At 76.1% G+C, this 26922-nt stretch carries 30 protein-coding genes; 19 read left to right on the forward strand and 11 right to left on the reverse strand.

Annotated elements, in window-relative coordinates:
- Positions 1-224: 224 nt before the first annotated feature.
- Positions 225-2438: a catalase gene (locus OU787_RS34300; RefSeq protein ID WP_268661740.1), complete on the forward strand. Its 2214-nt coding sequence runs from the start codon at positions 225-227 to the stop codon at positions 2436-2438.
- 87 nt (positions 2439-2525) lie between these two features.
- On the forward strand, positions 2526-2696 hold the full coding sequence (locus OU787_RS34305; RefSeq protein ID WP_030463622.1) for a hypothetical protein: 171 nt from the start codon (positions 2526-2528) through the stop codon (positions 2694-2696).
- A gap of 118 nt (positions 2697-2814) precedes the next feature.
- On the opposite strand, the gene OU787_RS34310 is transcribed toward OU787_RS34305, so the two are convergent.
- From OU787_RS34310 to OU787_RS34320, 3 genes are all read right to left on the reverse strand, one after another.
- On the reverse strand, positions 2815-4044 hold the full coding sequence (locus OU787_RS34310; protein ID WP_268658073.1) for a PP2C family protein-serine/threonine phosphatase: 1230 nt from the start codon (positions 4042-4044) through the stop codon (positions 2815-2817).
- 3 nt (positions 4045-4047) lie between these two features.
- Positions 4048-4476: a hypothetical protein gene (locus OU787_RS34315; RefSeq protein ID WP_268658072.1), complete on the reverse strand. Its 429-nt coding sequence runs from the start codon at positions 4474-4476 to the stop codon at positions 4048-4050.
- Positions 4477-4599: 123 nt separating this feature from the next.
- The gene (locus OU787_RS34320; RefSeq protein WP_268658071.1) at positions 4600-4878 is read right to left on the reverse strand and encodes a DUF6479 family protein; all 279 of its coding nucleotides are present in this window, start codon (positions 4876-4878) and stop codon (positions 4600-4602) included.
- A 206-nt stretch (positions 4879-5084) separates the two neighbouring features.
- Between OU787_RS34320 and OU787_RS34325 the strand changes: the two genes are divergently transcribed.
- The 10 genes from OU787_RS34325 to OU787_RS34370 are packed head-to-tail and all read left to right on the forward strand — an operon-like array spanning position 5085 to position 10680.
- Positions 5085-5702, forward strand: a complete 618-nt coding sequence (locus tag OU787_RS34325; protein ID WP_268658070.1) for a hypothetical protein — start codon at positions 5085-5087, stop codon at positions 5700-5702.
- Positions 5703-6797, forward strand: coding sequence for an SRPBCC family protein (locus tag OU787_RS34330; protein WP_268658069.1), 1095 nt, complete (start codon positions 5703-5705; stop codon positions 6795-6797).
- A 5-nt stretch (positions 6798-6802) separates the two neighbouring features.
- Entirely contained in the window at positions 6803-7240 is a 438-nt protein-coding gene (gene gvpJ / locus OU787_RS34335) for a gas vesicle protein GvpJ (RefSeq protein ID WP_030463628.1), read from the forward strand.
- A complete protein-coding gene (locus OU787_RS34340; protein WP_268658068.1) occupies positions 7237-8058 on the forward strand; it encodes a GvpL/GvpF family gas vesicle protein in 822 nt (273 codons plus the stop codon). Before gvpJ ends, OU787_RS34340 begins: the two co-directional genes overlap by 4 nt.
- Complete coding sequence (locus OU787_RS34345; RefSeq protein ID WP_030463630.1) at positions 8049-8291, forward strand: gas vesicle protein GvpG; 243 nt, start codon at positions 8049-8051, stop codon at positions 8289-8291. The genes OU787_RS34340 and OU787_RS34345 overlap by 10 nt, the downstream gene beginning before the upstream one ends.
- Complete coding sequence (gene gvpO / locus OU787_RS34350; protein ID WP_268658067.1) at positions 8288-8836, forward strand: gas vesicle protein GvpO; 549 nt, start codon at positions 8288-8290, stop codon at positions 8834-8836. The genes OU787_RS34345 and gvpO overlap by 4 nt, the downstream gene beginning before the upstream one ends.
- Positions 8833-9318, forward strand: coding sequence for a gas vesicle protein (locus tag OU787_RS34355; protein ID WP_435820781.1), 486 nt, complete (start codon positions 8833-8835; stop codon positions 9316-9318). The genes gvpO and OU787_RS34355 overlap by 4 nt, the downstream gene beginning before the upstream one ends.
- Complete coding sequence (locus OU787_RS34360) at positions 9315-10130, forward strand: GvpL/GvpF family gas vesicle protein (RefSeq protein WP_268661741.1); 816 nt, start codon at positions 9315-9317, stop codon at positions 10128-10130. Before OU787_RS34355 ends, OU787_RS34360 begins: the two co-directional genes overlap by 4 nt.
- The gene (locus tag OU787_RS34365) at positions 10127-10399 is read left to right on the forward strand and encodes a gas vesicle protein (protein WP_442788617.1); all 273 of its coding nucleotides are present in this window, start codon (positions 10127-10129) and stop codon (positions 10397-10399) included. The genes OU787_RS34360 and OU787_RS34365 overlap by 4 nt, the downstream gene beginning before the upstream one ends.
- A complete protein-coding gene (locus OU787_RS34370) occupies positions 10396-10680 on the forward strand; it encodes a gas vesicle protein K (protein ID WP_268661742.1) in 285 nt (94 codons plus the stop codon). Before OU787_RS34365 ends, OU787_RS34370 begins: the two co-directional genes overlap by 4 nt.
- A 56-nt stretch (positions 10681-10736) precedes the next feature.
- Here OU787_RS34370 and ku read toward each other — a convergent pair whose 3' ends face one another.
- Positions 10737-11828, reverse strand: a complete 1092-nt coding sequence (gene ku / locus OU787_RS34375) for a non-homologous end joining protein Ku (RefSeq protein WP_268661743.1) — start codon at positions 11826-11828, stop codon at positions 10737-10739.
- Positions 11829-11949: 121 nt separating this feature from the next.
- Positions 11950-12588: an endonuclease gene (locus OU787_RS34380; protein ID WP_268661744.1), complete on the reverse strand. Its 639-nt coding sequence runs from the start codon at positions 12586-12588 to the stop codon at positions 11950-11952.
- Positions 12589-13010: 422 nt separating this feature from the next.
- Between OU787_RS34380 and OU787_RS34385 the strand changes: the two genes are divergently transcribed.
- The 3 genes from OU787_RS34385 to OU787_RS34395 all read left to right on the forward strand — a co-directional run bounded on the left by OU787_RS34385 (position 13011) and on the right by OU787_RS34395 (position 16456).
- A complete protein-coding gene (locus OU787_RS34385; RefSeq protein WP_268661745.1) occupies positions 13011-14081 on the forward strand; it encodes a cation diffusion facilitator family transporter in 1071 nt (356 codons plus the stop codon).
- A gap of 230 nt (positions 14082-14311) precedes the next feature.
- Positions 14312-14680, forward strand: a complete 369-nt coding sequence (locus OU787_RS34390; protein WP_268661746.1) for a hypothetical protein — start codon at positions 14312-14314, stop codon at positions 14678-14680.
- A 300-nt stretch (positions 14681-14980) separates the two neighbouring features.
- Positions 14981-16456 carry a SulP family inorganic anion transporter gene (locus tag OU787_RS34395; RefSeq protein ID WP_268661975.1) on the forward strand — a complete coding sequence of 492 codons (1476 nt, stop codon included), beginning with the start codon at positions 14981-14983 and terminating at the stop codon, positions 16454-16456.
- A 62-nt stretch (positions 16457-16518) separates the two neighbouring features.
- Here the strand turns inward: OU787_RS34395 and OU787_RS34400 are convergent, their stop codons facing one another.
- Both OU787_RS34400 and OU787_RS34405 read right to left on the reverse strand, forming a co-directional pair.
- Positions 16519-17322, reverse strand: a complete 804-nt coding sequence (locus OU787_RS34400; RefSeq protein WP_268661747.1) for a DUF1206 domain-containing protein — start codon at positions 17320-17322, stop codon at positions 16519-16521.
- A 47-nt stretch (positions 17323-17369) separates the two neighbouring features.
- Positions 17370-17639: a hypothetical protein gene (locus OU787_RS34405; RefSeq protein WP_268661748.1), complete on the reverse strand. Its 270-nt coding sequence runs from the start codon at positions 17637-17639 to the stop codon at positions 17370-17372.
- A gap of 183 nt (positions 17640-17822) precedes the next feature.
- Between OU787_RS34405 and OU787_RS34410 the strand changes: the two genes are divergently transcribed.
- Positions 17823-17993, forward strand: a complete 171-nt coding sequence (locus tag OU787_RS34410; RefSeq protein ID WP_268661749.1) for a hydrophobic protein — start codon at positions 17823-17825, stop codon at positions 17991-17993.
- A 133-nt stretch (positions 17994-18126) separates the two neighbouring features.
- Here the strand turns inward: OU787_RS34410 and OU787_RS34415 are convergent, their stop codons facing one another.
- Complete coding sequence (locus OU787_RS34415) at positions 18127-19377, reverse strand: phospholipase D-like domain-containing protein (protein WP_268661750.1); 1251 nt, start codon at positions 19375-19377, stop codon at positions 18127-18129.
- 116 nt (positions 19378-19493) lie between these two features.
- Between OU787_RS34415 and OU787_RS34420 the strand changes: the two genes are divergently transcribed.
- The 3 genes from OU787_RS34420 (at position 19494) to OU787_RS34430 (ending at position 23088) form a co-directional block, all read left to right on the forward strand.
- Positions 19494-21227: a diacylglycerol kinase family protein gene (locus OU787_RS34420; RefSeq protein ID WP_268661751.1), complete on the forward strand. Its 1734-nt coding sequence runs from the start codon at positions 19494-19496 to the stop codon at positions 21225-21227.
- Entirely contained in the window at positions 21227-22279 is a 1053-nt protein-coding gene (locus OU787_RS34425) for a YihY/virulence factor BrkB family protein (RefSeq protein ID WP_268661752.1), read from the forward strand. Before OU787_RS34420 ends, OU787_RS34425 begins: the two co-directional genes overlap by 1 nt.
- A gap of 68 nt (positions 22280-22347) precedes the next feature.
- Positions 22348-23088: a phosphatase PAP2 family protein gene (locus OU787_RS34430; RefSeq protein ID WP_268661976.1), complete on the forward strand. Its 741-nt coding sequence runs from the start codon at positions 22348-22350 to the stop codon at positions 23086-23088.
- Between the two features lie 14 nt (positions 23089-23102).
- Here the strand turns inward: OU787_RS34430 and OU787_RS34435 are convergent, their stop codons facing one another.
- From OU787_RS34435 to OU787_RS34445, 3 genes are all read right to left on the reverse strand, one after another.
- Entirely contained in the window at positions 23103-23459 is a 357-nt protein-coding gene (locus OU787_RS34435; protein WP_268661753.1) for an STAS domain-containing protein, read from the reverse strand.
- 67 nt (positions 23460-23526) lie between these two features.
- Positions 23527-25167, reverse strand: a complete 1641-nt coding sequence (locus OU787_RS34440) for a SpoIIE family protein phosphatase (protein WP_442788664.1) — start codon at positions 25165-25167, stop codon at positions 23527-23529.
- Positions 25161-26915, reverse strand: a complete 1755-nt coding sequence (locus OU787_RS34445; RefSeq protein WP_442788665.1) for an ATP-binding response regulator — start codon at positions 26913-26915, stop codon at positions 25161-25163. The genes OU787_RS34440 and OU787_RS34445 overlap by 7 nt, the downstream gene beginning before the upstream one ends.
- Positions 26916-26922: the final 7 nt, after the last annotated feature.

Raw genomic sequence — 26922 nt, forward strand, 5'->3', positions numbered from 1 at the left:
CGGTCCGCGAGATCCGTCCGTGCCACGTCCGCCACCTCTCCTCCGTACAGGCCCGTACGCGACTGCGCCGCGCCTGCCCGAGGTGCGGAGCCGGAAACCGGGAGACAAGGGAGATGAGAGAGATGAGGGGTATCCGGGGGTGTTCGCCGGTTTCCGTTCGTTTCCGGCTGGTTAGCCGCGTCGGTGACGTACCCGTTCACGCCCACGTCTCGGAAGGACATCCCATGAGCGCCGACGACACCCGGTCCGGCACGCCCGACGTCCCCGGCGCGCCGAGCGCCGGCGAACCCACGGTCGAGGAGCCGGTCGAGCCGCGCCCGCCGCTGCCGCCCAAGCCCGACCAGGCCGCGCCCGCGCCCCTCTCGGCCACCGGCCGCGGCCCGCAGGACGACAGCGGCCCGGTCCGCGCCCAGGACGGCGCGTACCTCACCAACGCCCAGGGCACCCGGCTGCCGGACTCCGACCACTCGCTGAAGGCCGGACCGCGCGGCCCCGTCCTGCTCCAGGACCACCACCTGCGCGAGAAGATCACCCACTTCGACCACGAGCGGATCCCCGAACGCGTCGTGCACGCCCGCGGCGCCGCCGCGCACGGCGTGTTCGAGAGCTACGGCGCGGGCGCGGGCCTCAGCAAGGCCGGCTTCCTCGCCGCCGGGGCCAGGACCCCGGTCTTCGTCCGCTTCTCCACCGTGCTCGGCTCGCGCGGCTCCGCCGACACCGTCCGCGACACCCGCGGCTTCGCCACCAAGTTCTACACCGGCGAAGGCGTCTTCGACCTGGTCGGCAACAACATCCCGGTGTTCTTCATCCAGGACGCGGTCAAGTTCCCGGACGTGGTGCACGCCGCCAAACCGCACCCCGACCGGGAGATCCCGCAGGCGCAGTCCGCCCACGACACCTTCTGGGACTTCGTCTCGCTGCACACCGAGGCCACCCACCACACCCTGTGGAACATGTCCGACCGGGGCATCCCGCGCTCCTACCGGACGATGGAGGGCTTCGGCATCCACACCTTCCGGCTGGTCGCCCCCGACGGCTCCACCTCCCTGGTCAAGTGGCACTGGAAGCCCAAGCTCGGCGTCCACTCGCTGACCTGGGACGAGGCCCAGCTGATCGGCGGCACCGACCCCGACTACCACCGGCGCGACCTGTACGACGCCATCGAGGCCGGCGCTTACCCGCAGTGGGAGCTCGGCGTCCAGGTCATGCCCGACACCCCCGAGCAGACCTTCGAGGGCATCGACCTGCTCGACCCGACGAAGATCGTGCCCGAGGAACTGGCGCCCGTGCAGCCGCTCGGCCTGATGACCCTGCACGCCAACCCGACCAACTTCTTCGCCGAGGTCGAGCAGGTCGCCTTCCACCCCGGCCACCTGGTGCCCGGCATCGACGTCACGGACGACCCGCTGCTGGCCGGCCGGCTGTTCTCCTACCTGGACACCCAGATCACCCGGCTCGGCGGACCCAACTTCGCGCAGATCCCGATCAACCGCACCCACGCGCCGGTCAACGACATGCTGCGCGACGGCTTCCACCAGGACGCCGTGCACCCCGGCACCGCCCCCTACAAGCCCAGCTCGCTGGACGGCGGCTGCCCGTTCTTCGCCGGCGCCGACGAGCACGCCTTCGTCGAGCACCCGCAGCCCGTCCCCGCGTCCCGGAAGGTCCGGGAGGCGCCCGCCTCGTTCGACGACCACTTCTCGCAGGCCCGGATCTTCTGGGCCAGCATGACGCCCGTCGAGCAGGAACACATCATCAACGCCTACTCCTTCGAGCTCGGCAAGTGCACCGAACCCGCCGTCCGCGAACGCACCTTGCGCGTCCTGGCCCGGATCGACGCCCGGCTGTGCGCCCAGGTCGCCGACGGCCTCGGCCTGCCCGCCCCGGAGCCCGAAGGCGGCGAGCTGACGGACCCCGAGCCCAGCCCCGCGCTGTCCCAGCTCGGCCGCGACTGGCCGGTCGCCGGACGGACGGTGGGCATCCTCACCGGACCCGGCACCGACCCCGCCGCCCTCGACGCCGTCCGCCGCGCCGCCCTCGCCGCCGACCTGGTGCCGCTGGTGGTCGCCCCCACCGGCGGCGACCCGGCCGAGGTGCAGCGCAGCTTCGCCACCGCCCGCTCCACCGAGTTCGACGCCGTCCTGCTGGCCGGCGCCCCCGCCCCCGGCCCCGACGCCACCCCCGCCCGCGACGCCCGCGCCGCCGGGCCGCACACCGCCCTCGACCCCCGGCTGGCCCTGCTGCTCGACGAGACCTGGCGGCACGCCAAGGCGATCGGCGGCTGGGGCGACGCCCGCGAGGCCCTCACCGCGGCCGGCCTCCCGGCGGACGGCCCCGGCGTCGTCCTCGGCACCGACCCGGTCCAGGTCCTGCGCGAGGTCACGGACCTGCTCGCCGGACACCGGGTCTGGGACCGCTTCCCGCCGCCCACCGCCTAGATTCCCCCGCCCGTGACGGCATGAGCGGGCGTCCGCCGGGCAGACGCGGGACGAAACCACACAGAACGACATGAAAGAGGGCATCCCATGGTTCCGCTTCTGCTGGTCCTGCTCCTCGCCCTGATCCTGTTCGGCGCGGGCTTCGCGGTGAAGGTCCTCTGGTGGGTGGCGATCGTCGTGTTCGTGATCTGGCTGGTGGGCTTCATCGCCCGCAGCACCAGCTCGACCGGCGGCCGCGGACGTTGGTACCGCTGGTAGCGGAACCGCGGTACCGGTACCCGGCCACCCGGCCGGCGGGGCGGAGGCGGAAAGCCTCCGCCCCGTCGGCGCGTCCGGGGCCCGTTGACCGTCAAGTCGACCGTCGAGGGGCGGTGACTCACCAAGGGGAGGTGCGGGGACGGGTGTTGTCGAGCAGCGGCGGCGAGTCCGGCTGCCACTCGATCATCATGATGGTGGCGTCGTCGGTGAGGTTCTCGTCCTGGTGCTCCAGGATCGCGTGCATCAGCCGGCGCAGCGTCTCCGGAGCCGTCTCCCCGGCGCCGGCGGCCCGGATCACGAAGTCGGTGAACCGGGCCAGGCCGAAGAACTCGTGGTTGGCGCCCTTCGCGTCCACCACCCCGTCGGTGTAGATCAGCAGCCGGTCGCCCGGCTTGAGCGAGAAGGTCCGCGCGCTCCGCGCGGCGCCGGTGTAGTGGCTCAGCCCCAGCGGCAGCTCTCCGGGGCCGTCCAGCGCGCCCGGGACCACCTCGCCGGAGCGGATCAGCAGCGGGTGCGGGTGTCCGCAGTTGGCCCAGTGCAGGGTGCCGGTGGCGATGTCCAGGCGCAGGAACACGCCCGTGGCGAAGCGGTCCGGGAACCAGGTGTGCAGCGCCTCGTCGATCGTGTCGACCAGGTCCGGCAGGTCGGCGCCGTTGCGGCGGGCGTTGCGGCAGGCGGCCAGCGCCAGCGCGGCGGTCAGGCCGGACGCCAGGTCGTGGCCCATCGCGTCCAGCACCGCGGCGTGCAGCACCCCGTCGGCCAGCGAGTGCTCGAACGCGTCCCCGCCCAGCCGGTAGGCCGGCTCCAGGACGGCGGTGGAGATCGCCCGGTCGGTGCAGACGGTGCGCGGCGGCAGGAAGGCCCGCAGCATCTCCGACGGCAGGCTCATGGTGTCCGCCCGGGTGCCGTGCGCGTAGCTGTCGCTGGTGTCCCGCTTGGACGTGATCACCATGGCGAGCACCGAGGCCAGCAGCCGGCAGCGGCGCACCGCCTCCCGGTCCAGGGCCGGCGTGCGCAACCCCAGCACGCCCAGCCGCTCGGCCCCGTCGGTGAGGGGGAACCAGGCCACCAGCCCCGCCCCGGTGTCCTCGGCCACCCGCATCGAACCCGTCCGGAACGTCCACCCCGCCAGCGTGCCGTCGATCGGCAGGTCCGGGCCCTGGGCCAGGGCGACCAGGCGGTGCTGCTGGATGTCGGCCAGGTACACGGCGGCCGAACCGAGGCCGAGTGCCCGGGTGTACTGCTCGGCGAAACGGGGCGCGTCCCGCGGGTCGAGGGTGCGGCCCGCGGTCAGGAACTGCTCCAGCAACTGCTCACCGAGGTTCAGCGGCTGAGTGCGGTCGGGCATCGCTCACACCGACCTCGCCCGCCGGTTCGGCGCGCCGCCGGCCCGGGGCCCCGGACACCGTTCCGCCGGCCCGGCCCCGCCGTGGCGGCCCAGCCGCAGCTCGCGTTCGAGCTCGTCGATCCGGGCCGCCACCGCCCCCGGGTCCGGCCGGGCGGCGGCGCCGGGGCGCCCGCGGTCCAGGGCCACCGACCCGACCAGGCGGTGCAGCAGCAGGACGGGCAGCGCCACCGGCCACAGCGCGCCCGAGCACAGCGCGAACGCCTCGGTCTGCTGGCGCTCCTGCCGCTCGAAGGTGCGGACCCGCCGCGCGTCGACCGTCCGGGCCCCGCCCCTGTGCAGGAAGCGCTCCCGCCCCCGCCGGAAGACCGCCCGGGCGGTCAGCAGCCCCCCGAGCAGGTAGCCCGCCACCACCCCCAGACAGAGCACCACCACCGCTGATCGCCTCCTCGATCCTCGAAAGCCTCCTGGCAAGCCTCCGGACACGTCGCACGTATGCCCGACAATCCGAACCTCAACGGGCCGTCAGCCGCCCGGATCGATCAGCCGCTCGGGCGATCAGCGCTCGGACCGGCCGCCCGGGCCGCGCGGGGGAACCGGCCGCCCCGGGTCCTCCTCCGGCGCGTGCTCCGCCGAGGCGCGCTCCTCCGGGGTGCTCCAGGAACCGGCCCCCCGGGCGGCCGGCCCCGGACCCCCCGGGGGACGGCGCCGGTTCCACCACCGGCTGCCCCAGACGAACGCCCCGATCAGCAGGACCGCGATGATCAGCGCCGGAATGATCACCACCAGGAGGGACGGGCCGCTCGACTCCGCCGCCAGGACCGCCTCGACCGTCATGACCTGCTCCTTCCGTTCCGGCAGGCCCGCTCGTACGGACCCGCGACGCGGAGCGCCTACCCGGAAGAATCGGGATGAATGCCCGATAGGTCCCGATATCGGGGTGTCGTTCCCGGGGGCCCGGGTAGGCGGTACCCCTGTCGAAGCGGAACGGCCTCCAGGACCGGTCCGACTCCTGTTCGGGGAATCCCATGAAAAATTCGAAGTTGGCAGCCGCCGTGGTCGGGGGCTACTTCCTCGGGCGCTGGCACAAGGCCCGTTGGGCGCTCGCCCTGGCCGGTCTGGCGGCCGGAAAGAGAATCAGCACCAATCCCGGTGTCCTGATCGGTCAACTCCTCGAGTCCTCACCGCAGTTGCGCGGCCTGGTGGACGAGATGAGGGGCGACCTGACGGAAGCCGGCAAGAACGCCGTGGTGGCCGCCGCGAGCAACCGGATGGGCTCGCTCACCGACCGCCTCCAGCAGCAGACGGACGCCGTCCGCGACCGCACCGCCGCCCGCGACCGGGACGAGGAGCCGGACGGCTCCGAACCGGACGAGGAACCGGAGGAACCGGAGGACGAGGAGCCCGAGGAGCCCGAGGACGAGGAGGAGCCCGAGCCGCCGCGCCGCCGGACCTCCCGTACGAGCAGCACGCGCAGCACGAGCAGCGCGAGCAGCGCCGCGAAACGCCCCGCCCGCTCGACCGCCGCGAAGAAGACGGCAGCGCCGCGCAGAGCCGCAGCCGACCGGAAGAGCGGCAGCGGCGGGAGCGCCGGTGGCGGTGCGAAGAGCACGAAGAGCACCGGCAAGCGCGCGTCGGCCAGGAAGACGAGGACGGGGTGAATGGCGATGGCCAGGCGTTCCGATGACGACGGAGCGGGCGCGGGCAGCGTGCTCGACGCCCTGCCCACCGAGCAACTGATGGAACAGAGCCGGGAGTTGGTGTCCGCGCTGGGGGAGCGCGTGGCGGCCGCGGCGAGCGACAAGGTCGGCGCGATGACCGAGAAGCTGGTCGACTACGTCGCCAACGGCGGCAGCGGCAGTGGCAACGGCAGTGACGGGGGCGGGGGCGGCGGCTCCATGGCGAAGACCCTGCTGGGCGCGGGCGCGTCCGGGCTGAAGCAGGCCGTGACCGGCAAGCTCGGCGGTGGCGGGGGAGGCGGCGGCGGAGGTGCCGGCAAGGACACCAAGGTCACCAACATCGTCGAGCAGATCGACGTCGGAGTACCGGTCCGGGTCGCCTACAACCAGTGGACGCAGTTCCAGGACTTCCCGAAGTACACCAAGCGGGTCGAACAGGTCGACCAGTCCTCCGAGCAGAAGCTCGACTGGAAGGCCGGGATCTTCCTCTCGCACCGCACCTGGCAGTCGACGATCGTCGAGCAGGTCCCGGACGAGCTGATCGTGTGGCGCTCCAAGGGCGACAAGGGCTCGGCGGACGGGGTGGTGACGTTCCACGAGCTCGCCCCCAACCTCACCAGGATCCTGCTCGTCCTCGAGTACCACCCCCAGGGCCTGTTCGAACGGACCGGCAACCTGTGGCGCGCCCAGGGCCGCCGCGTCCGGCTGGAACTGAAGCACTTCCGCCGCCACGTGATGACCCGCACGATCCTCGACCCCGACGCCGTCGAGGGCTGGCGCGGCGAGATCCGCGACGGCGAGGTCGTCCGCTCGCACGAGGACGCCGTGCAGGAGGAAGAGGACCAGGACGAGCCGGACCAGGACGAGCCGGACGAGGACGGCTACGACGACGAGGACGCCGAGGGCGGCTACGACGAGGACGAGCCCGAGGCCGACGACGACGAGGAGTTCGAGGACGAGGGCGACGACGAGTACGCAGCCGAGGACGACGAGGACGACGAGGAAGAGGAGGAGAGCGACGAACCGGAGCGGCCCGCCCGCCGCGGCTCCCGCCGGACCTCCTCCCGGAAGAAGTGAGAACGGTGACCGTCACCCCGCGATCGGGCAGCTACGCCTCCCGCCCCTCCCCGTCCGGCCTGGTGGACGTCGTGGACCTGATCCTGGACAAGGGCCTGGTCATCGACGTCTACCTGCGGGTCTCGCTGGTAGGGATCGAACTGCTGACCATCGACGCCCGCATCGTGGTGGCGAGCGTGGACACCTACCTGCGCTTCGCCGAAGCGGTCAACCGGCTGGACATCACCCAGGACCGGAGCGAAGGACTGCCGGAGCTGGTGAACGACATGCAGGAGGGCGGCGCCCGGCACAAGACCCGCGGCGCGCTCGAAGGCGTGAAGGAGAAGGTGTCCGACCTGGTCGGCGGGGGCGACGACGAGGAGGACGAGGAAGAACCCGAGGAGGAACCCGAGCAGCGGCCCCGCCGCCGGGCCCGGCCGACCAGGAAGGAGCACGGACGATGAGCAGCGCCACCCCGTCCGACGCCACCCCGTCCGACCGGGCCTGCTACGTCTACGGGATCGTCCCCGCCGACGCCCCCGGCCCGGACGAGGCTGCCGGAGCCGACGGGTTCGTCGGCGTCGGCGACCCGCCGGAGCCGGTGCGCCGGGTGCGGCACGGCGACGTGGCCGCCCTGGTCAGCGAGATCGACCCCCGGCGCCCGCTCGGCACGCCCCAGGACCTGATCGGCCACGCCCGGGTGCTCGACGCGGTCGCGGCCGGGCGCACCGCCGTCCTGCCGTTCCGGTTCGGCGCGGTGGTCCGCGACCCGGCGGCCGTCACCGACGAACTGCTCGCCCCGCAGGGGGAGCGCTTCCGGTCCGCGCTGGAGGAGCTGGCCGGGCTCGCCCAGTTCACCGTCCGCGGCACGTACCGCGAGGAGGCGGTGCTGCGCGAGATCGTCGAACAGCGGCCGGACATCGCCCGCCTGCGGGCGGAGACCGCCGCGCTGCCCGAGGACGCCTCCCGTCCGCAGCGGATCCGGCTCGGCGAACTCGTCTCCGCGGAACTCGCCGACCGCGCCCGGGCCGGCGCCGACGAACTGCTCGCCCGGCTCGGCCCGCTCGCGGTGGCGACCGTCCGCGCCGACCCGTCCGCCGACCAGCCGGTCGGCGCCTCCTTCCTGGTGGCCGACGACCGGTGGCCGGAGTTCACCCGCGCCACGGACGAGCTCGGCGCCGACTGGGCGGGCCGGATCGACCTCCGGCTGCTCGGCCCGCTCGCCCCGTACGACTTCGCCGCGCGACTCGTCGACGCGCCGGGACCGCGGCCATGGGACTGATCACCGGCCTGCTCACCCTGCCGCTCGCCCCCGTCCGCGGCGTCATCTGGGTGGCCGAACGGCTCCAGGAGCAGGCCGAGCACGAGCTGAACGACCCGGCCGCCGTCCGCCGCCGGCTGCGGGAGGTCCAGGCCGCCCGGGAGGCGGGGACGATCAGCGAGCAGGAGGCCGCCGACCGGGAGGCCGAACTGGTCCGGCGGCTGCTGCCCCCGACCGGGGGCCTGGAGGTGTGAACCGTGCCCGAGCCCGCCGCCCGCAAACCCCGCGACCGCACGACCCGCAGCCCGTCGTCCACCGCCGCGCCGCGCCGCCGCACCGCACGCGACCCCGAAGCCGAACCACGGCCCCGCCGCCGCCCCGCCGCCGCCGACGACGACCGGGAACGCGAAGCTCCCCCGACGAGGACGAGGCACCCGCAGACACCGGCCGGACGCGCTCCCGCAGTTCCGGGTCCGCCCGGCCCGCCCGGTCCGACCAGTCGGACCGGTCCGCCCGGGCGGAGGAGGCCGGCCTCGGCGCCGCCGAGGCCGCCGGCCGGGCCGCCGCCCAGGTCCGGGCGATGACCGGGCGCAGCCCCGAAGGCGTCACCTCGGTGGAACGGACCGAGGACGGCTGGCGGATCGGCGTCGAGGTGGTGGAGAGCCACCGGATCCCCGACTCCACCGACATCCTGGCCGTCTACCGGGTGGACCTCGACCACGACGGGGACCTGCTCGCCTACCGCCGGGAGAGCCGCTACCCCCGCGGACGCTTCCCCGACCAGGAGGACCCGCCGTGAACACCCCCACCCCGTGGCGCGGCACCGGCGAGGTCCCCGCGTACCCCGGCACCTCCGCCGCCCCGCAGCCCGCCAACCTGGCCGACCTGCTCGAACGCGTGCTGGACAAGGGCATCGTGATTGCCGGGGACATCCGGATCAACCTGCTGGACATCGAACTGCTCACGATCCGGATCCGGCTGCTGGTCGCCTCGGTCGACAAGGCCAGGGAGATGGGCATCGACTGGTGGGAGCACGACCCCACCCTCTCCTCCGGCGACCGCCGCCGGGACCTCGAAGCGGAGAACCGCCGACTGCGCGAACGCCTCGGCGCACTCGAGGCCGCCCGCTCGCAGGACACCGCCGCCCCGGAGCTGGAGCCGGACCGGGAGCCGGATCCGGACGCCGACGCCGACACGGATCCGGGGCAGGCGGACGAGCCGCCGAAGAAGCGCCCGGCCCGGAAGGGCACCGGCACCCGGCGGCAGCGGGAGGCGCCGTGACCTACACCTGGCTGTACGCGGTCGCCCCCGCCGACACCGGAGCGCCCCCGCCGGACACCCCCGGCGGCGTCGCCGGCGAACACCCCCGGACGGTCGGGGCCGGCGGCCTGCTCGCCGTCGTCGGATCGGTGCCCGGCCCGGACTTCGACGCCGACGCCCTGCAACGCCGCCTCCGCGACCCGCAGTGGCTCGAACCCGCGGTCCGCGCCCACCACCGGGTCGTCTCCGCCACCGCCGGCCGGGCCCTGCCGGTGCGCTTCGGCACGGTGTACCGCGACGACGACCGGGTCCGCGCCCTGCTGACGGCCCACGCCGACGCGTTCCGGACCGCCCTCGCCCGCGTCGCCGACCGCACCGAGTGGGGCGTGAAGGCCCACCTCGACAAAGCCCGCCTGGACCAGGCCCGCCTGGACCAGGCCCGCACGGAGGCGGAGGCCGCCACCGGCACCGGCGGCCCGCCGGACGACGACCGGCCGGGCACCGCCTACCTGCTGCGCCGCCGGGCCGCCCGCGACCGGGACACCCGGGACCTCGCGGACGCCGCCGCCCGCGCCCGACAGGTCCACCTGGCCCTGACCGGCCTCGCCGACCACAGCACCGAGCACCCGCCGCAGCCCCCGGAGGCGACCGGCGTCCGCGACCCGATGCTGCTCAACGGCGCCTACCTGGTGCACCGTTCGCGGGAGGCCGGGTTCGCCCGCGCCGTCCGCGGCCTGCGGGAGCAGCACGCCCCCGTCCTGCGGCTGGAGCTCACCGGCCCCTGGCCCCCGTACTCCTTCGTCGACCTCCCGACCGGGGACGGCGCGCCGTGAGCACCCCGGACCGGTACCCGTCCCACCCGGAACCCGGCGTCGAGCCCGACTCCGGACTGCGGCAGCGCAACGTCGCGCTGGTCGACCTGCTCGACCGGGTGCTGGCCGGCGGCGTGGTGATCGCGGGGGAGATCACCCTCTCGATCGCGGACGTCGACCTGGTCCGGATCAGCCTGCGGGCCCTGATCGCCTCGGTCCGCTCCCTCGCCGCTGAACCGGCCGCCGAACCGGCCGCCGAACCGGCCGCCGGACGGGGGCGGGAACCGTGAACGGGCGGCCGCGCCGGGTGGAACTCGACCCCGAGGCGGTCGGGCAGGACCTCGCCGCGCTGGTCCTCGCGGTGGTCGAACTGCTCCGGCAGCTGATGGAGCGTCAGGCGCTGCGCCGGATCGACCAGGGCGGCCTCGACGACGAACAGGTCGAGAAGCTCGGCCTGACCCTGATGGCCCTGGAGGACCGGATGGCGGAACTCCGGGAGCACTTCGGCCTCACCCCCGAGGACCTGAACCTCGACCTCGGCCCGCTCGGCCCGCTGCTCTCCACCGAGTGACGCCCGCGCCGGACGCCCCGAGCGGCAGGCCGCCGCCCAGGAGGCCCGCTTGAGGTTCAGGAGGCCCGCTTGAGGTTCCGGCGGGGGCGGGCGGCGGCCTTCAGCGCGTACTGCAGCTGGTCGCGCGTCATGGTGGACCGGTGCGGGACCCCGAGCGCGGCGGCCCGCCGGTAGAGCTCGGTCTTGCTGAGCGAGGCGAGGTCCTCCACCGCCTCCGCGGCCTCCTGCGCCCCGGCCTTCCCCGGCCTCGCGGCCCGCTTCGGCTCCGCGACCCGCTTCGGCTCCGAGGCACCTCTGGACGCTGCCCGGCCCCGGCCGCCACCGCCCCCTCCGTTCCTGCGCCCGGTGCCGCCGCCGCCCTTCGCGCGGGCCTCGTCGAGGCTGCGGCGCAGGACGTCCATCAGCTCGGTCGCCTCGGTGGCCTCGGGTTCGGCTCCGGCGGACAGGGTGATCTCCCGGCCGTCGGCCTTCGCCTCGACGAGCGCCCTGACCCGCTCCTCGTAGGTGTCGTGGTAGTCGTCCGGGTGCCAGTCCACGGCGAGCATGCCGATCAGCTGCTCGGCGGTGGCGAGTTCGGTCCGGTTGAAGTCCTTCCGCCGGGCGGGCAGGTCGGGGACCTCCTGCTGCGGGTCGCGCAGTTCGTCGGCCCAGTGCATGGTGTGCAGTTCGAGGAGCCCGTCGGCGGAGTCGACCGCGGTCAGGTACTCCCGGCCGCGCATCGAGAACACGGCGATCCCGGCCCGGTGGGAGTGGACCAGCGCCTCGACCAGGAGCTGGTAGACCTTCGCGGCGGTCGGGTCGGCGGGGCCCAGGTAGTAGGTCTTGTCGAAGAAGACCGGATCGATCTCCGCCAGGTCGGCGAAACCGTTGATCTCGATGGTCCGGGACCGCCCGGGGGAGATCTCCTCCAGCTCGGCGGGCTCCACCACCACGTACTGCCCCTCGGCGAGTTCGTAGCCCTTGACGATGTCCTCGAACGGCACCTCCTCACCGGTGCGCTCGTTCACCCGCCGCTGCCGCACCCGGTCGGTGGTGCCGCGCTGCAACTGGTGGAAGCGCACCGTGTGGGACTCGGTCGCCGGGTACAGCGCCACCGGCAGGCTCACCAGCCCGAACGTCAGCGTTCCCTTCCACACCGGCTTGGCCATCGTGCTCACCTTCCTCCGCCGGCCCCGGTCCGCGGCCGTGCCGCCCGGGGCCGTCCCGTTCCTGCCGCGCGGCTGCCCGGTCCGGGCCCGGCCCACACCCGGGACCGGGTCCGACGGGGTGTCACGCGGCCCGCACCTGCGCCGCCGCACGTTCCGACCGGCCGACCCGGACCAGCGCCGCCGCCAGCCGCGCGCAGTCCTCCGGCGGCACCAGCCCGGCCAGCCCGCGCGGCGTGCCGGGCAGGCCCAGGTCCCGGGCCGTCCGGCACACCCGGGCGTCGAAGGACGGGCGCAGCCAGGGCCACACCGCCTGGGCCTCCCGGCAGAAGATGTCCGCGCCGACCGGGCCGATCCGCGGCACCTCCCGCAGCAGACCGCGCAGCGCCTCCGGGTCGCCGTCCGCCGCCGCCCCCGCCCGGCGCAGGTCGCCGCGCCAGCGGTCGAGCACCAGCCGCGCCCCGTCGCCGAGCGCGGTCGCGGTGCTCTCGTCGTACCGCACGTAGTGGGCCCGGCCCAGCGCGTCCACCCGGTCCTGCCAGCCGGAGCCGGCCATCGCCCGCGGGGTGCGCAGCCCGGCCCGGAACAGCTCCCGGGCGGCCGCGGTGGCCGTGTCGGCGCGGATCCGGACCGAGCACAGCACGGTGACCACCAGCAGCCGGTACAGCGGCGCGGGCTTGTCGCGCAGCGTGATCCCGGCCTCCTCGGCGTACGTCCGGCCGTACCCGTCGAGCAGCGCGGAGACGGTCGCCCGAGTCGTCATCCCGATCCACCTCGCCTTCCCCCCGCACCCCCTCACCACCGTGGGCGCCCCGGCCCGGCCCCGCCACCCCGCACGGACCGGGCTTCGGGTGCGGGCCCTGGTACGGCCCCGGCGCGGGCCTCAGGCCGGGACGGGCGGGTCGAGCGGGTCGAAGGGCCGGGGGAGGGCGGGACGGAAAACGGTGTCGGTCATTGGCGGTGGCGGCGCAGCGTGCGGCCCCGGCGGAAGGGCGTCCGCAGCTGCCGTTCCCAGCGGGCCGTGCGCACGGACCAAGGCGTGCAGCAGCGCGGCGGGCGGCGTTCCCGCAGGTCAGGGCGGTCTTATTGCCGGTGAAAACCGTCATCGGTGCAGCCTTTGCCAAGGTGCGCGGCGGTGCGCTTCACTTCCCCGCGTCGAACGAGCGGGACGGGGAGGGCAGGGCCATGGGTGCGGAGCACGACCACGGGCACGGCGGGCGGGGCGGGGCCGACCGGCACGACCACGGCCACGGCCACGGGCACGGCGGTCACGACCACGGCGGCGGCGGGCACGACGGGCACGCGCACGGGGTGGCGGCCGACGCCGACCGGCGCTGGCTGGCCGCCGCGCTCGCGCTGATCTGCGGCTACATGGCGGTGGAGGTGTCGATCGGCCTGGCCGTCGGCTCGCTGGCGCTGCTGTCGGACGCGGCGCACATGCTGACCGACGCGGCGTCGATCGTGCTGGCCCTGGTGGCGATGCGGCTGGCGGCCCGGCCGGCCCGGGGCGGGTTCACCTTCGGGCTCAAGCGGGCGGAGATCCTCTCCGCCCAGGCCAACGGGCTGACGCTGATCCTGCTGGCGGCCTGGCTGACGTACGAGGCGGTGGAGCGGCTGATCAGCCCGCCGGCGGTGTCCGGTGCGCCGGTGCTGTTCACGGCGCTGGCGGGCATCGCGGTGAACGTCGCCGCGGCCTGGTGCCTCTCCCGGGCCAACCGCACCTCGCTGAACGTCGAGGGCGCCTACCAGCACGTCCTGAACGACCTGTTCGGGTTCGTCGCCACCGCCGTGGCCGGCCTGGTCGTGCTGACCACCGGCTTCGCCAGGGCCGACGCGATCGTCTCGCTGGTGGTCGTCGTGCTGATGGTCAAGGCCGGGTGCGGGCTGCTCAAGGAGTCCGGCCGGATCTTCCTGGAGGCCGCCCCGGCCGGCGTCGACCCCGACGCGATCGGCGACGCCATGGTCGCCCGGCCCGGTGTCGTCGAGGTCCACGACCTGCACGTCTGGCAGATCACCTCCGGCCAGACCGCGCTGGCCGCGCACGTCCTGGTCGCGCCCGAGCGGGACTGCCACGCGGTGCGCGAGGACCTCGAACGCGAACTCGCCGCCCGCGACGGCATCACCCACACCACCCTCCAGGTCGACCACGCCGCCGCCGAGCTGCTCACCGTCGGCGCCGCCGCCCCGGGCCACCCGGACGGCCACTGCGCCGAACCGCACGGCGTCGTCCACCGCGAGGAACCCCACGCCCACTGAACCCGCCCGCCCGCGCGTGCGCCGGTCCGTGCCGACCCGTGCCACGCAGGGTGAGCGCCCGCGCCGGACCGTGCGCCGCCCGAACACGCTGACGGACCGTCACATTCCGTTCTACCAGCGGGTTTTACTCGCCGTTGAATCTCCGGAAAACCGGTACGCGGTGACGGTCCGTACGTAAGCTGGAACGGACGGAACGGCGGCCGGATCGGGCGGACGCCGGGGAGGCGGCGATGACCGGGCGGCGGGCGACGCGGGGCGGACGCCTCGCCGTCCTGCTGGCCGCCCTCCTCGCCGCCGTGCTCACCGTCCTCACCGCCGGGCCGTCGGCCGCCCAGGCCCAGACCCGGACACCCCGACCGCCGGCCTCCGCCGCCGCCGAGGAGCACCTGGAGGGCGCCCCCCACCAGGAGACCCCGGCCCCCGCCGGCCGCTCCGCCGGCCGGCACCGGGCCGACGGCGGCCCGCCCGCCCGTCCCCCCGCCCGGCCCGGGGGCACCACCGCCCCCGACGCCCCGCCCGCCCCCGCGCACCCCGCCCCGACGACCGCCGACGGTCCCAGACCGGCCGCGCTCGCGCGCCTCCAGGTGTTCCGCTGCTGAGCGGTCCCGCGAGCCGACGGCCGCCGTCCGCGCACCGGCACCCCCCGACACCCGGGGCCGCCCGGTCGCGGTGACGCCCCGTCGGCACGCTCCGCTGCCCACCGACAGCACCCCCGTCCGGCCCGCGCCGGACGGGCGGAAGGAGACACCGATGCGACCGTCCCCGCCCCACCCCGCCCGCGCCCTCCCGCCCGGAGAGGACCGCGCCCTGTGAACACCACCCCGAACCCCGACCGCGCCCCCGGCCGCGACCCGCTCCCCGACCTCGACCCCGACCTCGACCCCGGCCGCGCCGCCGCCCTGCGCGGGGCGCTCGCGCACTGGCGGCAGGACCTGCCCGCCTCGCTGGTGGTCTTCCTGGTAGCCGTCCCGCTGTGCGTGGGCGTCGCCGTCGCCTCCGGCGTGCCCGCCGAACGCGGGCTGGTCACCGGCATCGTCGGCGGCCTGGTGGTCGGCCTGCTGCCCGGCAGCAGCCTCCAGGTCAGCGGCCCGGCCGCCGGCCTGACCGTCCTCGTGTTCGACGCGGTCCAGCGCTTCGGACTCGGCTCGCTCGGCGTGCTGGTGCTGGCCGCCGGACTGCTCCAGATCGCCATGGGGCTGCTGCGCACCGGCCGCTGGTTCCGGGCGATCTCGCTCTCGGTGGTGCACGGCATGCTGGCCGGCATCGGCCTGATCCTGATCCTCGGCCAGCTCTACGCCGTCTCCGGGCGCACCGCCCCCGGCAGCGGCGCCGGGAAGATCGGCGCCCTGCCCGCGCTGGCCGCCGACTGGTTCACCGGCCGGGCCGCCACCACCGCGCTGGTCATGGCGGCCGCCACCGTCACCCTGCTGACGCTGTGGCGGCGCCTGCCCGCCCCCGTCCGGGCGGTGCCCGCCCCGCTGGCCGCCGTGGCCCTCGCCGCCGCGGCCACCGCGCTGTTCGGCCTGGACGTGCCGAGGGTCCGGGTGGACGGCCTGTTCGAGGCCGTCGCGCTCCCCACCGGCGACGGCCTGGCCGCGGTCGCGGGCACCGCCGGGCTCGGCACCGTCCTCGCCTTCGCCCTGATCGCCTCCGCCGAGAGCCTGTTCAGCGCGGCCGCCGTCGACCGGATGCACCACGGGCCGCGCACCGACTACGACCGCGAACTCACCGCCCAGGGCATCGGCAACACCCTGTGCGGCCTGCTCGGCGCGCTCCCGATGACCGCCGTCATCGTCCGCAGCGCCGCCAACGTCCAGGCCGGGGCCCGCACCCGGACCTCCCGGGTCCTGCACGGGCTGTGGCTGCTGCTGTTCGCGGCCCTGCTGCCCGCCGTCCTCGGGCTGATCCCGCTCGCCGTGCTCGGCGGCGTACTCGTCCACGCCGGGGCCAAGCTCATCCCGCTGCGCCCGGCCGCCGCCCTGTGGCGCGGCCACCGCGGCGAACTCGCGGTCCTCGCCGTCACCGCCGCCGCGATCGTCCTCACCACCCTCTTCGAGGGCGTCCTGATCGGTGTGGCCCTCGCCGTCGCCAAGAGCGCCTGGCAGACCTCCCACCTGCACATCGACCTCGCCGACACCGGCCCCGGCGGCCCGCTGAAGGTCCGCCTCAGCGGGAACGCCACCTTCCTGCGCCTGCCCCGCCTGCTCGACACCCTCGAATCCCTCCCCACCGGCCGCCCCGTCGAACTCGACTGGACCGCCCTGCGCCACCTCGACCACGCCTGCCGCACCGCCCTGCTCACCTGGGCCGCCCGCCACGCCGCCCACGACCCCGCCACCGTCAGCTGGCAACCCCCGCTCACCGTCACCACCTGACCCGCCACCCCGGCGCGGCACCGGGAAACGGCGCCGCGCCGGGGTGGCTGCCCGCCGCGGCGCTAGAAGCGGCGCCAGCGGGCGGAGGCGAAGGAGAAGACGCCGTACAGGACCAGCCCGCCAGCCACCGCGCCCAGCAGCCACGGGCCCGGGGCGCCGGCGGCGAAGGCGCGCAGGGTGTCGTCCATGCCCTTGGCCCGGCCCGGGTCGAAGCGGACGGCCGCCACCACCACGAACACCCCGGCGGCGGCGTAGACCGCGCCGCGGGCCACGTTGCCGGACAGGCCGGTACCGGTCACGGCGGTGCGGGTGCGCGGGTGCATCGACGCGGTGTCGAGCTTGCGCAGGAAGCGCCGCTGGAGGGCGCGGACGGCGATGACCGCGCCGACGGCGGCCAGCACCAGGCCGGCGGCGCCCACCAGCCAGCGGCCGCCGGGGCGGGCCAGCGCGGTGGCGGTCCAGTCCCGGGAGGCGGAGTCGCTGTCGGACCCGCCGCCGGAGCCCGCCGCGTACGCGGCCGTCCCCCAGGCCACCGAGGCGTAGAAGACGGCCCGGCCCGCCGACAGCACCCGGGACCCCGTCTTCTTCCGGCCGGCCTCGCCGAACACCGCCGCCGACACCCGCCACAGGGCCATCCCCGCGAAGCCCGCGGCCAGCGCCCACAGCAGCACCGCGCCGAACGGCCGCACCGCCACCTGGTGCAGGGCCCCCTGCCGGTCGGCGTCCTCCCCGCCGGACCCGAACGCGATCCGCAGGGCCAGCACGCCGACCAGGGCGTAGACCACGCCCCGGGCCACGAAACCGGCCCGGCCCGCGGCCCTGGTGACCCGGCCCAGCCGGGAGTGGTCGGATCCGTTCGCTGCCATGCCGTCCTCCTCTGTTCTTTCTTTCTTCTGGCTGTTCGCGGGCGGGTTCAGCTGAGGGGGCGGGCGCGGGTGACGAGGTTGCCGAGGGCGAGGTAGACGACGGCGGGCAGGCCGTAGTCGAGCAGGACCTGCCCGGTGTGGTGGGACACGGTGAACAGGCCGCGGGACCAGCCCGACAGCCAGTCGGCGACGCTGTGGAACCAGTGCACGAGGGGGTTGTCCTGATTGGCCCCGAAGAGGTCCAGCAGGATCCAGATGACCAGGATGGCCGCGGCGGCGTGCGCCAGTGCGGATATGACCGAGGTTGTCCGTCTCATGGGCGTCGCCTTGCCCGCCGGGGCCTTCACAAACCGGTTGTCTTCCAAGGGAGTTCGCGCAACGGGATGCCCGGCGGCCGCCCGGCGGGACGAATCCGGAGGAACCCGCATGCACCGCCCGGAACGGGGCATGCGGCGGGTCGTCCGAGAACTGACGCACCGCCACCACCTGGAGGTTCTCCCGTGGTTCCCCTTCTGCTGGTCCTGCTGCTCACTCTGCTGCTGTTCGGCGCCGGATTTGTCCTGAAGGCCCTGTGGTGGGTGGCCCTGTTCGTGCTCGTGGTCTGGCTGCTCGGCTTCGTCTCCCGCGGCACCACGGCGGCCGGCGGCCGCGGCCGCTGGTACCGCTGGTAGCGCCACCGCCACCGCCACCGCCACCGCCACCGCCACCGGGGCGGGCACCCCGCGGGGGTGCCCGCCCCGGCGCGTTCCGCGTCCCGCGGGCCGATGCGCTTCGCGGGGCCGACGCGTGGGGGCCGACACCGGGTCAGAGGAAGTGCCGGATCGGGGCGGTGGCCGCCTCCTGCACCCGCCGGAGCGGGCCGCGCCGGTGCCAGCGCTCCGGGACGACGGCCTCGCTGCGCGCCAGGTCCTCGTCGAAGTGCCGGTCCAGGACGGCGGTGAACCCCGCGTCGACCACGGTCAGCACCACTTCCTCGTCGTGGTCCAGCGAACGGCGGTTGAAGTTCGCGGAGCCGACCACGGCCGCCGCCCCGTCCACGGTCAGCACCTTGGCGTGCATCATCGTCGGCCCGTACCGCCAGACCGTGGCCCCGGCGGCGCCCAGCCGGCCGAAGTAGCGCTCGCCCGCCAGCTGGCACACCCGCTTGTCGGTGTGCCGCCCGGGCACCAGCAGGTCGACCGCGACGCCCCGGCGGGCCGCCTCGCAGAGCAGGTCGACGAAGTAGTCGTCGGGCGCGAAGTAGGCGGTCGCCAGGCGCAGCCGCCGTTCGGCGGAGGAGATCACCACCCGCATCAGGGTCTGCAGGTCCTGCCAGCCGACGGCGGCCGAGCCCCGCACCACCTGCACCACCGAGTCGCCCGGCTGCTCGTGCTCCTCGAACCGGTCCGTCGCGTCGTACAGGGTGCCGGGGGCGCACTCGGCCCAGTTCTGCGCGAAGGCCGCGGCGATGCCGTCGACGGCGGGCCCGACCACCCGGACGTGGGTGTCGCGCCACTCGCCCGGGTGCCGGGCGTCGCCGCACCACTCCTCGGCGATGCCGACGCCGCCGGTGAACGCCGTCCGGCCGTCCACCACCAGGACCTTGCGGTGGCAGCGGTGGTTCTGCTTGAAGGGCGACAGCCGCACCGGCCGGCGGAACCAGGAGATCCGGACGCCCGCCCCCTCCATCAGCTCGATCAGCTCCGGTTCGATCAGCCGGCTGCCGAACCCGTCCAGCAGCAGCCGCACCCGGACGCCCTGCGCGGCCTTGCGGGCCAGCGAACGGGCGAAGGTCCGGGCGATGTCGCCGCGCCAGTAGACGAACGTCATCAGGTCGACGGTCCGCCGGGCCCCGTCGACGGCCTCCAGCATCGCGGGGAAGATCTCGTCACCGTTGCGCAGCGGCGTCAGCAGGTTGCCCTCGGTCGCGGCGATGCCCAGCAGCCCCTCCAGCCGGCGGCGCAGCACCCGGCCGCGGTCCGCCGCGGCGGACGCGGGGGCCGCAGCCGGTATCGCGGCGGGTGCGGGTGCGGGTGCGGGTGCGGGTGCGGGTTCGGGGGCGGTCTCGGTGGTCATGGGTCCCTCCGTCCGGGGCCGGTGGCAGTGGCGGGCGCTCGGTTACCCGCTGCGCCGTGATCGACGCCTGACGGCCGGGCGGGGATGAAAACCGCGGACCGGGGGACACGGGTGCCATGACGAGGACACAGGGGCGGACGGCGCCGCTCGGCGTGCTGGCGGCGGTGGCCGGGCAGGGGACGGTGCTGGTGGCCGCCGGGCTGCTGGTCACCCACCCGCCGGGCGGCTGGTGGGACCCGGCCGAGGACGGGCTGGTCGCCCGGCTGGCCGACCACCGCACCGCCGCCCTGACCACGGCCAGCAGCTGGCTGTCCGGGCTGGCCTTCACTCCGGCGATCGTGACGGTGACGGCGGCCGTCGCACTCCTGCTGCTGCTCCGGCACCGGCCCCGCCCGGCGGCGCTGCTCGCGGGCGCGGTGGCGCTCCAGGCGGCGCTGTTCGTGACCGCCGCCCACCTGGTGGACCGGGCCCGGCCGGACGTCGTCCGGTTGGACGGCGCGCTGCCCACCTCCAGCTTCCCGTCCGGGCACGTCGGGGCGGCCACCGCGCTGTACGGCGGCCTCGGCCTGCTCGCGCTGCACCGGCTCCGGGGCCGGTGGCGGATCCTGCTGTGCGCCCTGGCGTGGACGGTGCCGCTGCTGGTGGCGGCCAGCCGGCTCTACCGCGGCATGCACCACCCCACCGACGTGCTGGCCGGCGGGCTCAACGGGGCGGCCGCCCTGTGGGTGGTCGCCCGGGCCCTGCCCGCCCGCGCCCACCGGGCCCCGGCCGCCCCCGCCGCCGCGCCCCCGGCCGTCCCGCTCCCGGTCGCCCTGGTCTACAACCCGGTCACGGTGGACGGCGCCCTGCTGGAACGGCTCTGCGCCGTGCTGACCGCGCACGGCCACCGGCCGCCCCGCCGCCTGCCGGGGGCGGCGGAGGACAGCGGCCGGGCCGCCGCCGAACGGGCCCTCGCCGGCGGCGCCCGACTGGTGGCGGCCTGCGGCGGCGACGGCACCGTGACGGCCTGCGCCGAAGTCCTGGCCGGCACCGGCGCGACCCTCGCGGTCGTCCCCTGCGGCACCGGCAACCTGCTAGCCCGCAACCTCGGCCTGCCCACCGACCCCGAGGCCGCGCTGGCGGCCGCCCTGACCGGCCGCACCCGCCGGATCGACCTGATGCGGGCCGAGGGCGACGGCCTGCCCGCCCGGGCCGCCGCGACGATGGCCGGCATGGGGCTGGACGCCGCCGTGATGTCCGACACCGGCCGCGCCCTGAAGCGCCGCCTCGGCTGGCCCGCGTACCTGCTCGCCGGGGCCCGGCACCTGGGCGACCGGCGCTTCGCCCTCACCGTCGCCGTGGACGGCGCCGAACCGGTGCACCGGCAGGTGCGGGCCGCCGTCGTCGGCAACGTCGGCACGCTCCAGGGCGGCGTCCGGCTGCTGCCCGCCGCCGCGCCCGACGACGGCCTGCTCGACCTGGTCCTGGTCCAGCCGCACGGCCCGCGCGGCTGGTGGCAGGCCCTGCTGGCCCTGCTCACCGGCGACCGCCGCCCAGGCCCGGACGCGCCCCTGGAACACTTCCCCGGCCGCCGGATCACCCTGACCGCCGACCGCGCCCACCCGCGCGAGTGCGACGGCGACCCGGTCGGCGAGGGCCGCGCCCTCACCCTGACCGTCCGCCCGGCCGCCCTGCGGGTCCGCGTCCCGGCCGACCCGGCCGAACAGCCCGACCCGGCCGACCCGGCCGAACAGCCCGACCCGGCCGACCCGGCCGAACAGCCCGACCCGGCCGAACAGGCCCAACCGATCCGGTCGGCCGGGCAGCCCGACCGGCCCGGCCGGGCCGCCGTCCGACGGGAGGTGGCCTGATGGGTACGGCCAGCCGGGTCCGACCCGGCCGGGAGCACCTGTCCGCGGACGAGGCCGTGGTGGTGCTGCGCCGGCGGCCCTGGTGGCCGCTGGCCCGGGACGCCTTCCTGCGGTTCCGGTACGCGGACGGGTTCAGCCACGCCCGGGCCCTGGCGTTCCAGGTCGTGCTGGCGCTGGTGCCGTTCGCGCTGGCCGTGGTCGGGCTGGCGTCCTCGCTGCACGGCGGCCCGGTCGGGCAACTGGTCGCGGCGAGCATCCAGCGGATGGTCCCGGCGTCCAGCGCCGACCTGGTGCGCGAGGTGCTCGACCGCAGCCGCCACCGCACCGGCGGCACCCTCGCGCTGTGGTTCGGCGCGCTGTTCGCGCTGGTCAACCTGGTCACCGCGATGTCCCAGATCGAACGCGGCGCGAACCGGATCTACGGGATCGAGCGGGACCGGCCGTTCGAGCGCAAGTACGGGCGGAGCCTGCTGATGGCGGCGGGCGCCGGCCTGCCGCTGGGCGTCGGCTTCCTGGTGCTGGTGGCCGGGCCGCAGGTCGCGGCGGCCGCCGACGAGGTGTTCGGGCTGGGCCCCGGCACCGCCGCCGCCTGGACCCTGCTGCGCTGGCCCGTCGGCGTGCTGCTCACCCTCGCCTCGGCCGCCGTGGTCTTCCGGCGGGCCCCGCGCCGCCGCCAGCCCGGCTACAGCCGGCTGGCGTTCGGCGCGGGCGTCCACCTGGTGCTCTGGCTGGCCGCGACCTGGCTGCTGAGCCTCTACCTGCGCCTGAGCGGCTCCTTCGACGCCGTCTACGGGCCGCTCAGCGCCGTGTTCTCGCTGCTGGTCTGGGCGTACCTGACCGCGATCGCGCTGTTCCTCGGCCTGTCCTTCGCCGCCCGGCTGGAGGCCGACCGCACCGGACGGCCCGACCCGGTCCTGCCCGACCCGCTGGCCCCCGGCCACCCGGCCCCCGGTTCCTCCGCCCCCGGCCACCCGGCCCCCGACCGCACGCCGTCGGCCGCCCCGACCGCCCCGGCTGCCCCGAGCACCGGCCCCGAGAGGACGCAGCAGTGACCCGCAGCCCCGCCCACCGCCGTCCCGCCCGGCTCCGCCCCGCGCCCCGCCCCGCGCCCCGCGCCGCGCTGCGCACCGCCGACCTGCGGCTGGGCGAGCGCCTGCTCGCCGCCGTCGCCGCGTTCGCGGTGGCCGCGGTGCCGGCCGCGCTGCTGCTGGTGCTGATCGAGGCCCACTGGGCGCCGCTGCACCGGCTCGACGCGGGCGCGGCGGCCCGGCTGCACACCGCCGTGCGCGACCACCCGGCCGCGCTGTCGGTGCTGCGCACCTTCAGCGACGGGGTGTGGGACCCGCTGACGATGCGGCTGCTGGTCGCGGCGGCCGTCGCCTGGCTGCTGTGGCGGCGGGCCTGGCGGCTGGCGGTGTGGGCGGCCGCCACCACCGCCGCCTCGGGGCTGATCGGCTGGGCGGTCAAGGCCGCCGTCGCCCGGGCCCGCCCGGCGCTGCCCGACCCGGTCGCGCACGCCCCCGGCTTCTCGTTCCCGTCCGGGCACGCGATGACCGCCGCCACCTGCTGCACCGTGCTGCTGCTGGTGCTCTCCCCGGCGCTGCGCCCGGTGTGGCGGCGCACCGCCCGGGCGGTGGCCGGGCTGAGCGTGCTGGGCGTGGGGTTCACCCGGGTCGCGCTCGGGGTGCACTGGGTCAGCGACGTGCTCGGCGGGTGGCTGCTCGGCCTGGCCCTGGTCGCCGCCACCGCCTGGGCGTTCGAGGGCTGGCGGCGCGACACCGGCCGTCCCGTCCCGCCGCCGCTCGCGCAGGGGCTGGAGCCCGAACTCGCCCCGCACGGCCCGGCGCGGCCCGAGGAGTGAGCGCGCGCGGGGCCTCAGCCGCCCGGGCGGAGGGCGCCGACGGCGGCGTCGACGGTGTCGTACCGGGGCAGCAGCCGGTCCACCCCGGTCATGGTGAGCAGCCGGCCGACGTCGGCGCCGGTGCCGACCAGGGCGAGCGAGGTGCCGGCCTCCCGGGCGCGGCGGAACGCGAAGAGCAGCTCGGCCACGCCGAGGGAGTCGCAGAACCCCAGCAGCGCCAGGTCCAGGACCAGCGGCAGCGACTCGGCGGTCCGCTCCACGGCCCGGTGCAGGCGCGGCGCGGTGTGGTGGTCGAGCTCGCCCGCGAGCACGACGACGGTCGCCCCCACGGGATGGGTGCGGACCTCGATGGTCAGGTCGTACTCGGGCACGGGGGGCTCCGGACGGTGCGGGACGGGCTGGCGGGTGGAGGGAGGGGGAGCGGCGGGGGCCGCGCGGTCACTGCAGCCGGGCGACGAGCAGCGCCACGTCGTCGGTCTGCGCCCGGGCGAACGAGGACAGCAGCAGGTCGCCCGCCCGGTCCAGCTCCGGCGGGGCGTCGGCGAAGGCCTCCCGCAGGGCGTCCAGACCGGTCTGGAGGTGCTCGCCGGGCACCTCGATCAGGCCGTCGGTGACCAGCAGCAGGGTGGTGCCGGGCTCCACGGCGCACGTGACCGGCGGCGGCTGCGGGACGTTCAGGCCCAGCAGGATGCCGTGGTCGGTCAGGTAGCGGGCGGAGCCGTCCGGGAGCCGCAGCAGCGGCGGCAGGTGGCCGGCGTTGGCGACCTGGATGCTGCGCCGGTCCGGGGCGATCAGCACCAGGCACACCGTCGCGGTCAGGCCGGGGCGCAGCCGGGTCAGCAGGGTGTCCAGCCGGTGCAGCAGGGTCTGCGGGTCGTGGCCCTCGATGGCGTAGGCGCGCAGCGCGTGGCGCAGCTCGCCCATCGCCATCGCGGCCTCCAGCGAGTGCCCGGCCACGTCGCCGATCGCCAGCAGCAGCCCGGCCGGGGTGTCGATGGCCTCGTAGAAGTCGCCGCCGATCTCGCTGCGCGCGGAAGCCGGCTCGTACCGCACGGCGAGCTCGACGCCCGGCACGGCGGGCAGCCGGCCGGGCAGGAAGCTGCGCTGCAGGGTGAGCGCGAGGGCGTGCTCCTCGGCCTGGCTGCGCTGGGCCTCCAGGGCGAGCGCGGCGGCCTGGGTGAGCTGGGGGAGCAGGCCGCGCTCGTCGGGGGCGGCGAGCGCGTCCCGGTCGGCGACCACGGCGAGCAGCGGCCGGCCGGGTTTGGTGCGGGCGACCACCAGCGCGACCGGGCCGGCCGGGAGCCCCGCGCCGTCCAGGCCGTGGTCGGCCAGCACGGCGCGCCACGCGTCGGTGTCCAGCAGGGCGGTGTCGGTGCCGGTGGCGTCGCCCAGGGTCTGGTGGGCGAGCACGTCGAGCAGGACGGGCGGGGCCGCCAGCAGCCGCACCGCGCCGTCGCCGGGGTGCGCCGGGTCGTGGTGGGCCAGGTGCAGGGTGTCGCGGTCCGGCCCGAGGGCGATCGCGGTGGCCCGGGCGGCGCCCAGCCGCACCGCGCCGAGCACCGCCGCGGTGACCAGGGCGTCCGGGTCGGTGGCGCCGTACAGGGCGAGGGTGCTGCGGTGCAGGGCGGCCACCCGGGCGGCCAGCCGCTCGGCCCGCCGGCGGGCCCGGGTGTAGCGCAGCACGGCGGTGACGGTGGCCTGCAGCTCGGCCGAGTCGATCGGCTCGGTCAGGTACGCGTCGGCGCCGCGGTGCAGGCCCTGGGTGCGGTCGCTGGCCTCGATCGCGGTGGCGGAGATGTGGACGACCGGCAGCGCCGCGGTGCGCGGTCCGCGCTTGATCCGCTCGCACACCTCGAAGCCGGTCATGTCGGGCAGGCTGATGTCCACCACGGCGATCTCGGGCAGTTCGGGGGTGGGGGTGCGCTCCAGCAGCGCGAGGGCCTGGGTGCCGTCGACCGCCTCGACGACGGTGTGCCCGGAGCGGCGCAGCCAGCTCCCCACGATGTACCGGGTGGTGTCGTTGTCGTCGAGCACCAGGACGGTGGCGGGTCCGGCGTCGGGGCTGGTGCTGGTCACGATCCGTCCTCGGGCGGGATCGGCCGCCGCGGTGCGGCGGGCCGGGGGGCGGACAGGGCGGCGGCGATCCGGGCGGCGGTCAGTCCGGACTTGGGCAGCACGGCGCGGGCGTGCGCCAGGCGGGCGCGGTCGGCGGCGCCGAGCGAGGCGGAGGTGAGGATCACCACCGGGATCTGCCGCAGGGCGGGGTCGGCCCGCAGGTCGGCGAGGACCCGGTAGCCGTCGACCTCGCCCAGGTGCAGGTCCAGCACGATCCCGTCCGGCCGGGCGGCCCGGACCGCGCTGAGCGCGGCCGCGCCGTCGTGGGCCTCCACCACCCGGTCGGCGATCTCGTGCAGCAGCGGGCGCAGCACGTCCCGGAACGCCGGGTCGTCGTCGACGGCCACCAGCACCGCCCACCGGGCGCCGGCCGGCGGCGCGGGGTGCGCGGGCAGCCGGACGGTGATCGCGGTGCCCCGCCCGGGGGCGCTGTCCAGGTGCAGCGTGCCGCCGAGGATCTCGGCCAGCCGGCGGGCGTACGGCAGGCCCAGCCCGGTGCCGCGGCGCCCGCGCTGGTGCGGGCCCTTCACCTGGTAGAACTCCTCGAAGACCCGTTCGTGCTGGTCGGGCGGGATGCCGACGCCGGTGTCGGTGACGGTCAGCACCAGCACCGGGCCGCCCCCCGGGGCCTGCTCGACCCGGGTGTCCAGCCGCACCGACCCGTGCTCGGTGAACTTCAGCGCGTTGGACAGCAGGTTGCGCAGGATCCGCACCAGCATCGTCTCGTCGCCGAGCAGCGGCTCCGCGCCGGCGGGCGCCGGACCGATCCGCAGCGCCACGCCGGGGCGGGCCAGGCCGCGCAGCGTGCCGTCCAGGTGCGCCAGGACGGCGCGCAGGTCCAGCGCCGCCCACTGCGGTTCGAGGGTGCCGGACTCCGCCTTCGCCACGTCCAGCAGCTCGTCCACCAGGGCGAGCAGGGTGCGGCCGGAGTCGGCGATCAGCGACAGCTGCCGGGCCCGCTCCTCGGGCGGGGCGCCGGTGTCGGTGCGCAGCAGCTCGGCCAGGCCCACCACCGCGTTGACGGGCGTGCGCAGCTCGTGGCTGACGTTCGCCCAGAACCTGCTCTTGGCCTCGCTGGCCTCGCGCAACTGCCGTGACTTCTCGTCGAGTTCGGCGTACAGCGCGACCACGCCCCGGTTGGTCTCCTCCAGTTCCTCCGACAGTTCCGAGTACAGCGCCAGGACGCCCCGGTTGGTCTCCTCCAACTCGCTGTTCAGGCGGCGCAGTTCCTCGCGCTGGGCGCGGGTCTGCTCCAGTGCGGTTATCAGGTCGCGGGTCTGCGCCCGGGAGTCCTCCAGGGCGCTGGGGCCGGTGTGCTCGGCGAGCAGGCGGCGGGCCCGGCCGACCGGGTCCGGGTCCGGGCCCAGGGCGGGCCCGAGCCGCTGCTCGATCCGGACCAGGCCGCCGGCCCGGGTGTGCTCGTGGTGGGTGGACAGCAGCCGGCCGGACGCCTCCAGCGCCTCTGCCGACAGCCGGTGCCCGCCCCGCCAGGTCAGGGTGACCCGCAGGGCGGCCGGCAGCCCCGGCCGGAGGTCGAACGCGGCGAACAGGCGGTCGGCGCCGAGCAGGCCGCGGCCGAGTTCGCTCAGCGCGGTGGCCAGCCGGACGGCGTCCTGGCCGTCCGCGCCGAGCAGGTCGGCGACGGCGCGGGCGCTGCGGCGCAGCGCGAAGGTGTCCTGGACGGTGCCCACGGACGCGTTGCCCAGGTGCACGGACGGC

Origin of the sequence: Kitasatospora sp. YST-16 (genome assembly GCF_026802215.1) — a bacterium.
GTDB classification, from domain to species: domain Bacteria; phylum Actinomycetota; class Actinomycetes; order Streptomycetales; family Streptomycetaceae; genus Kitasatospora; species Kitasatospora cineracea.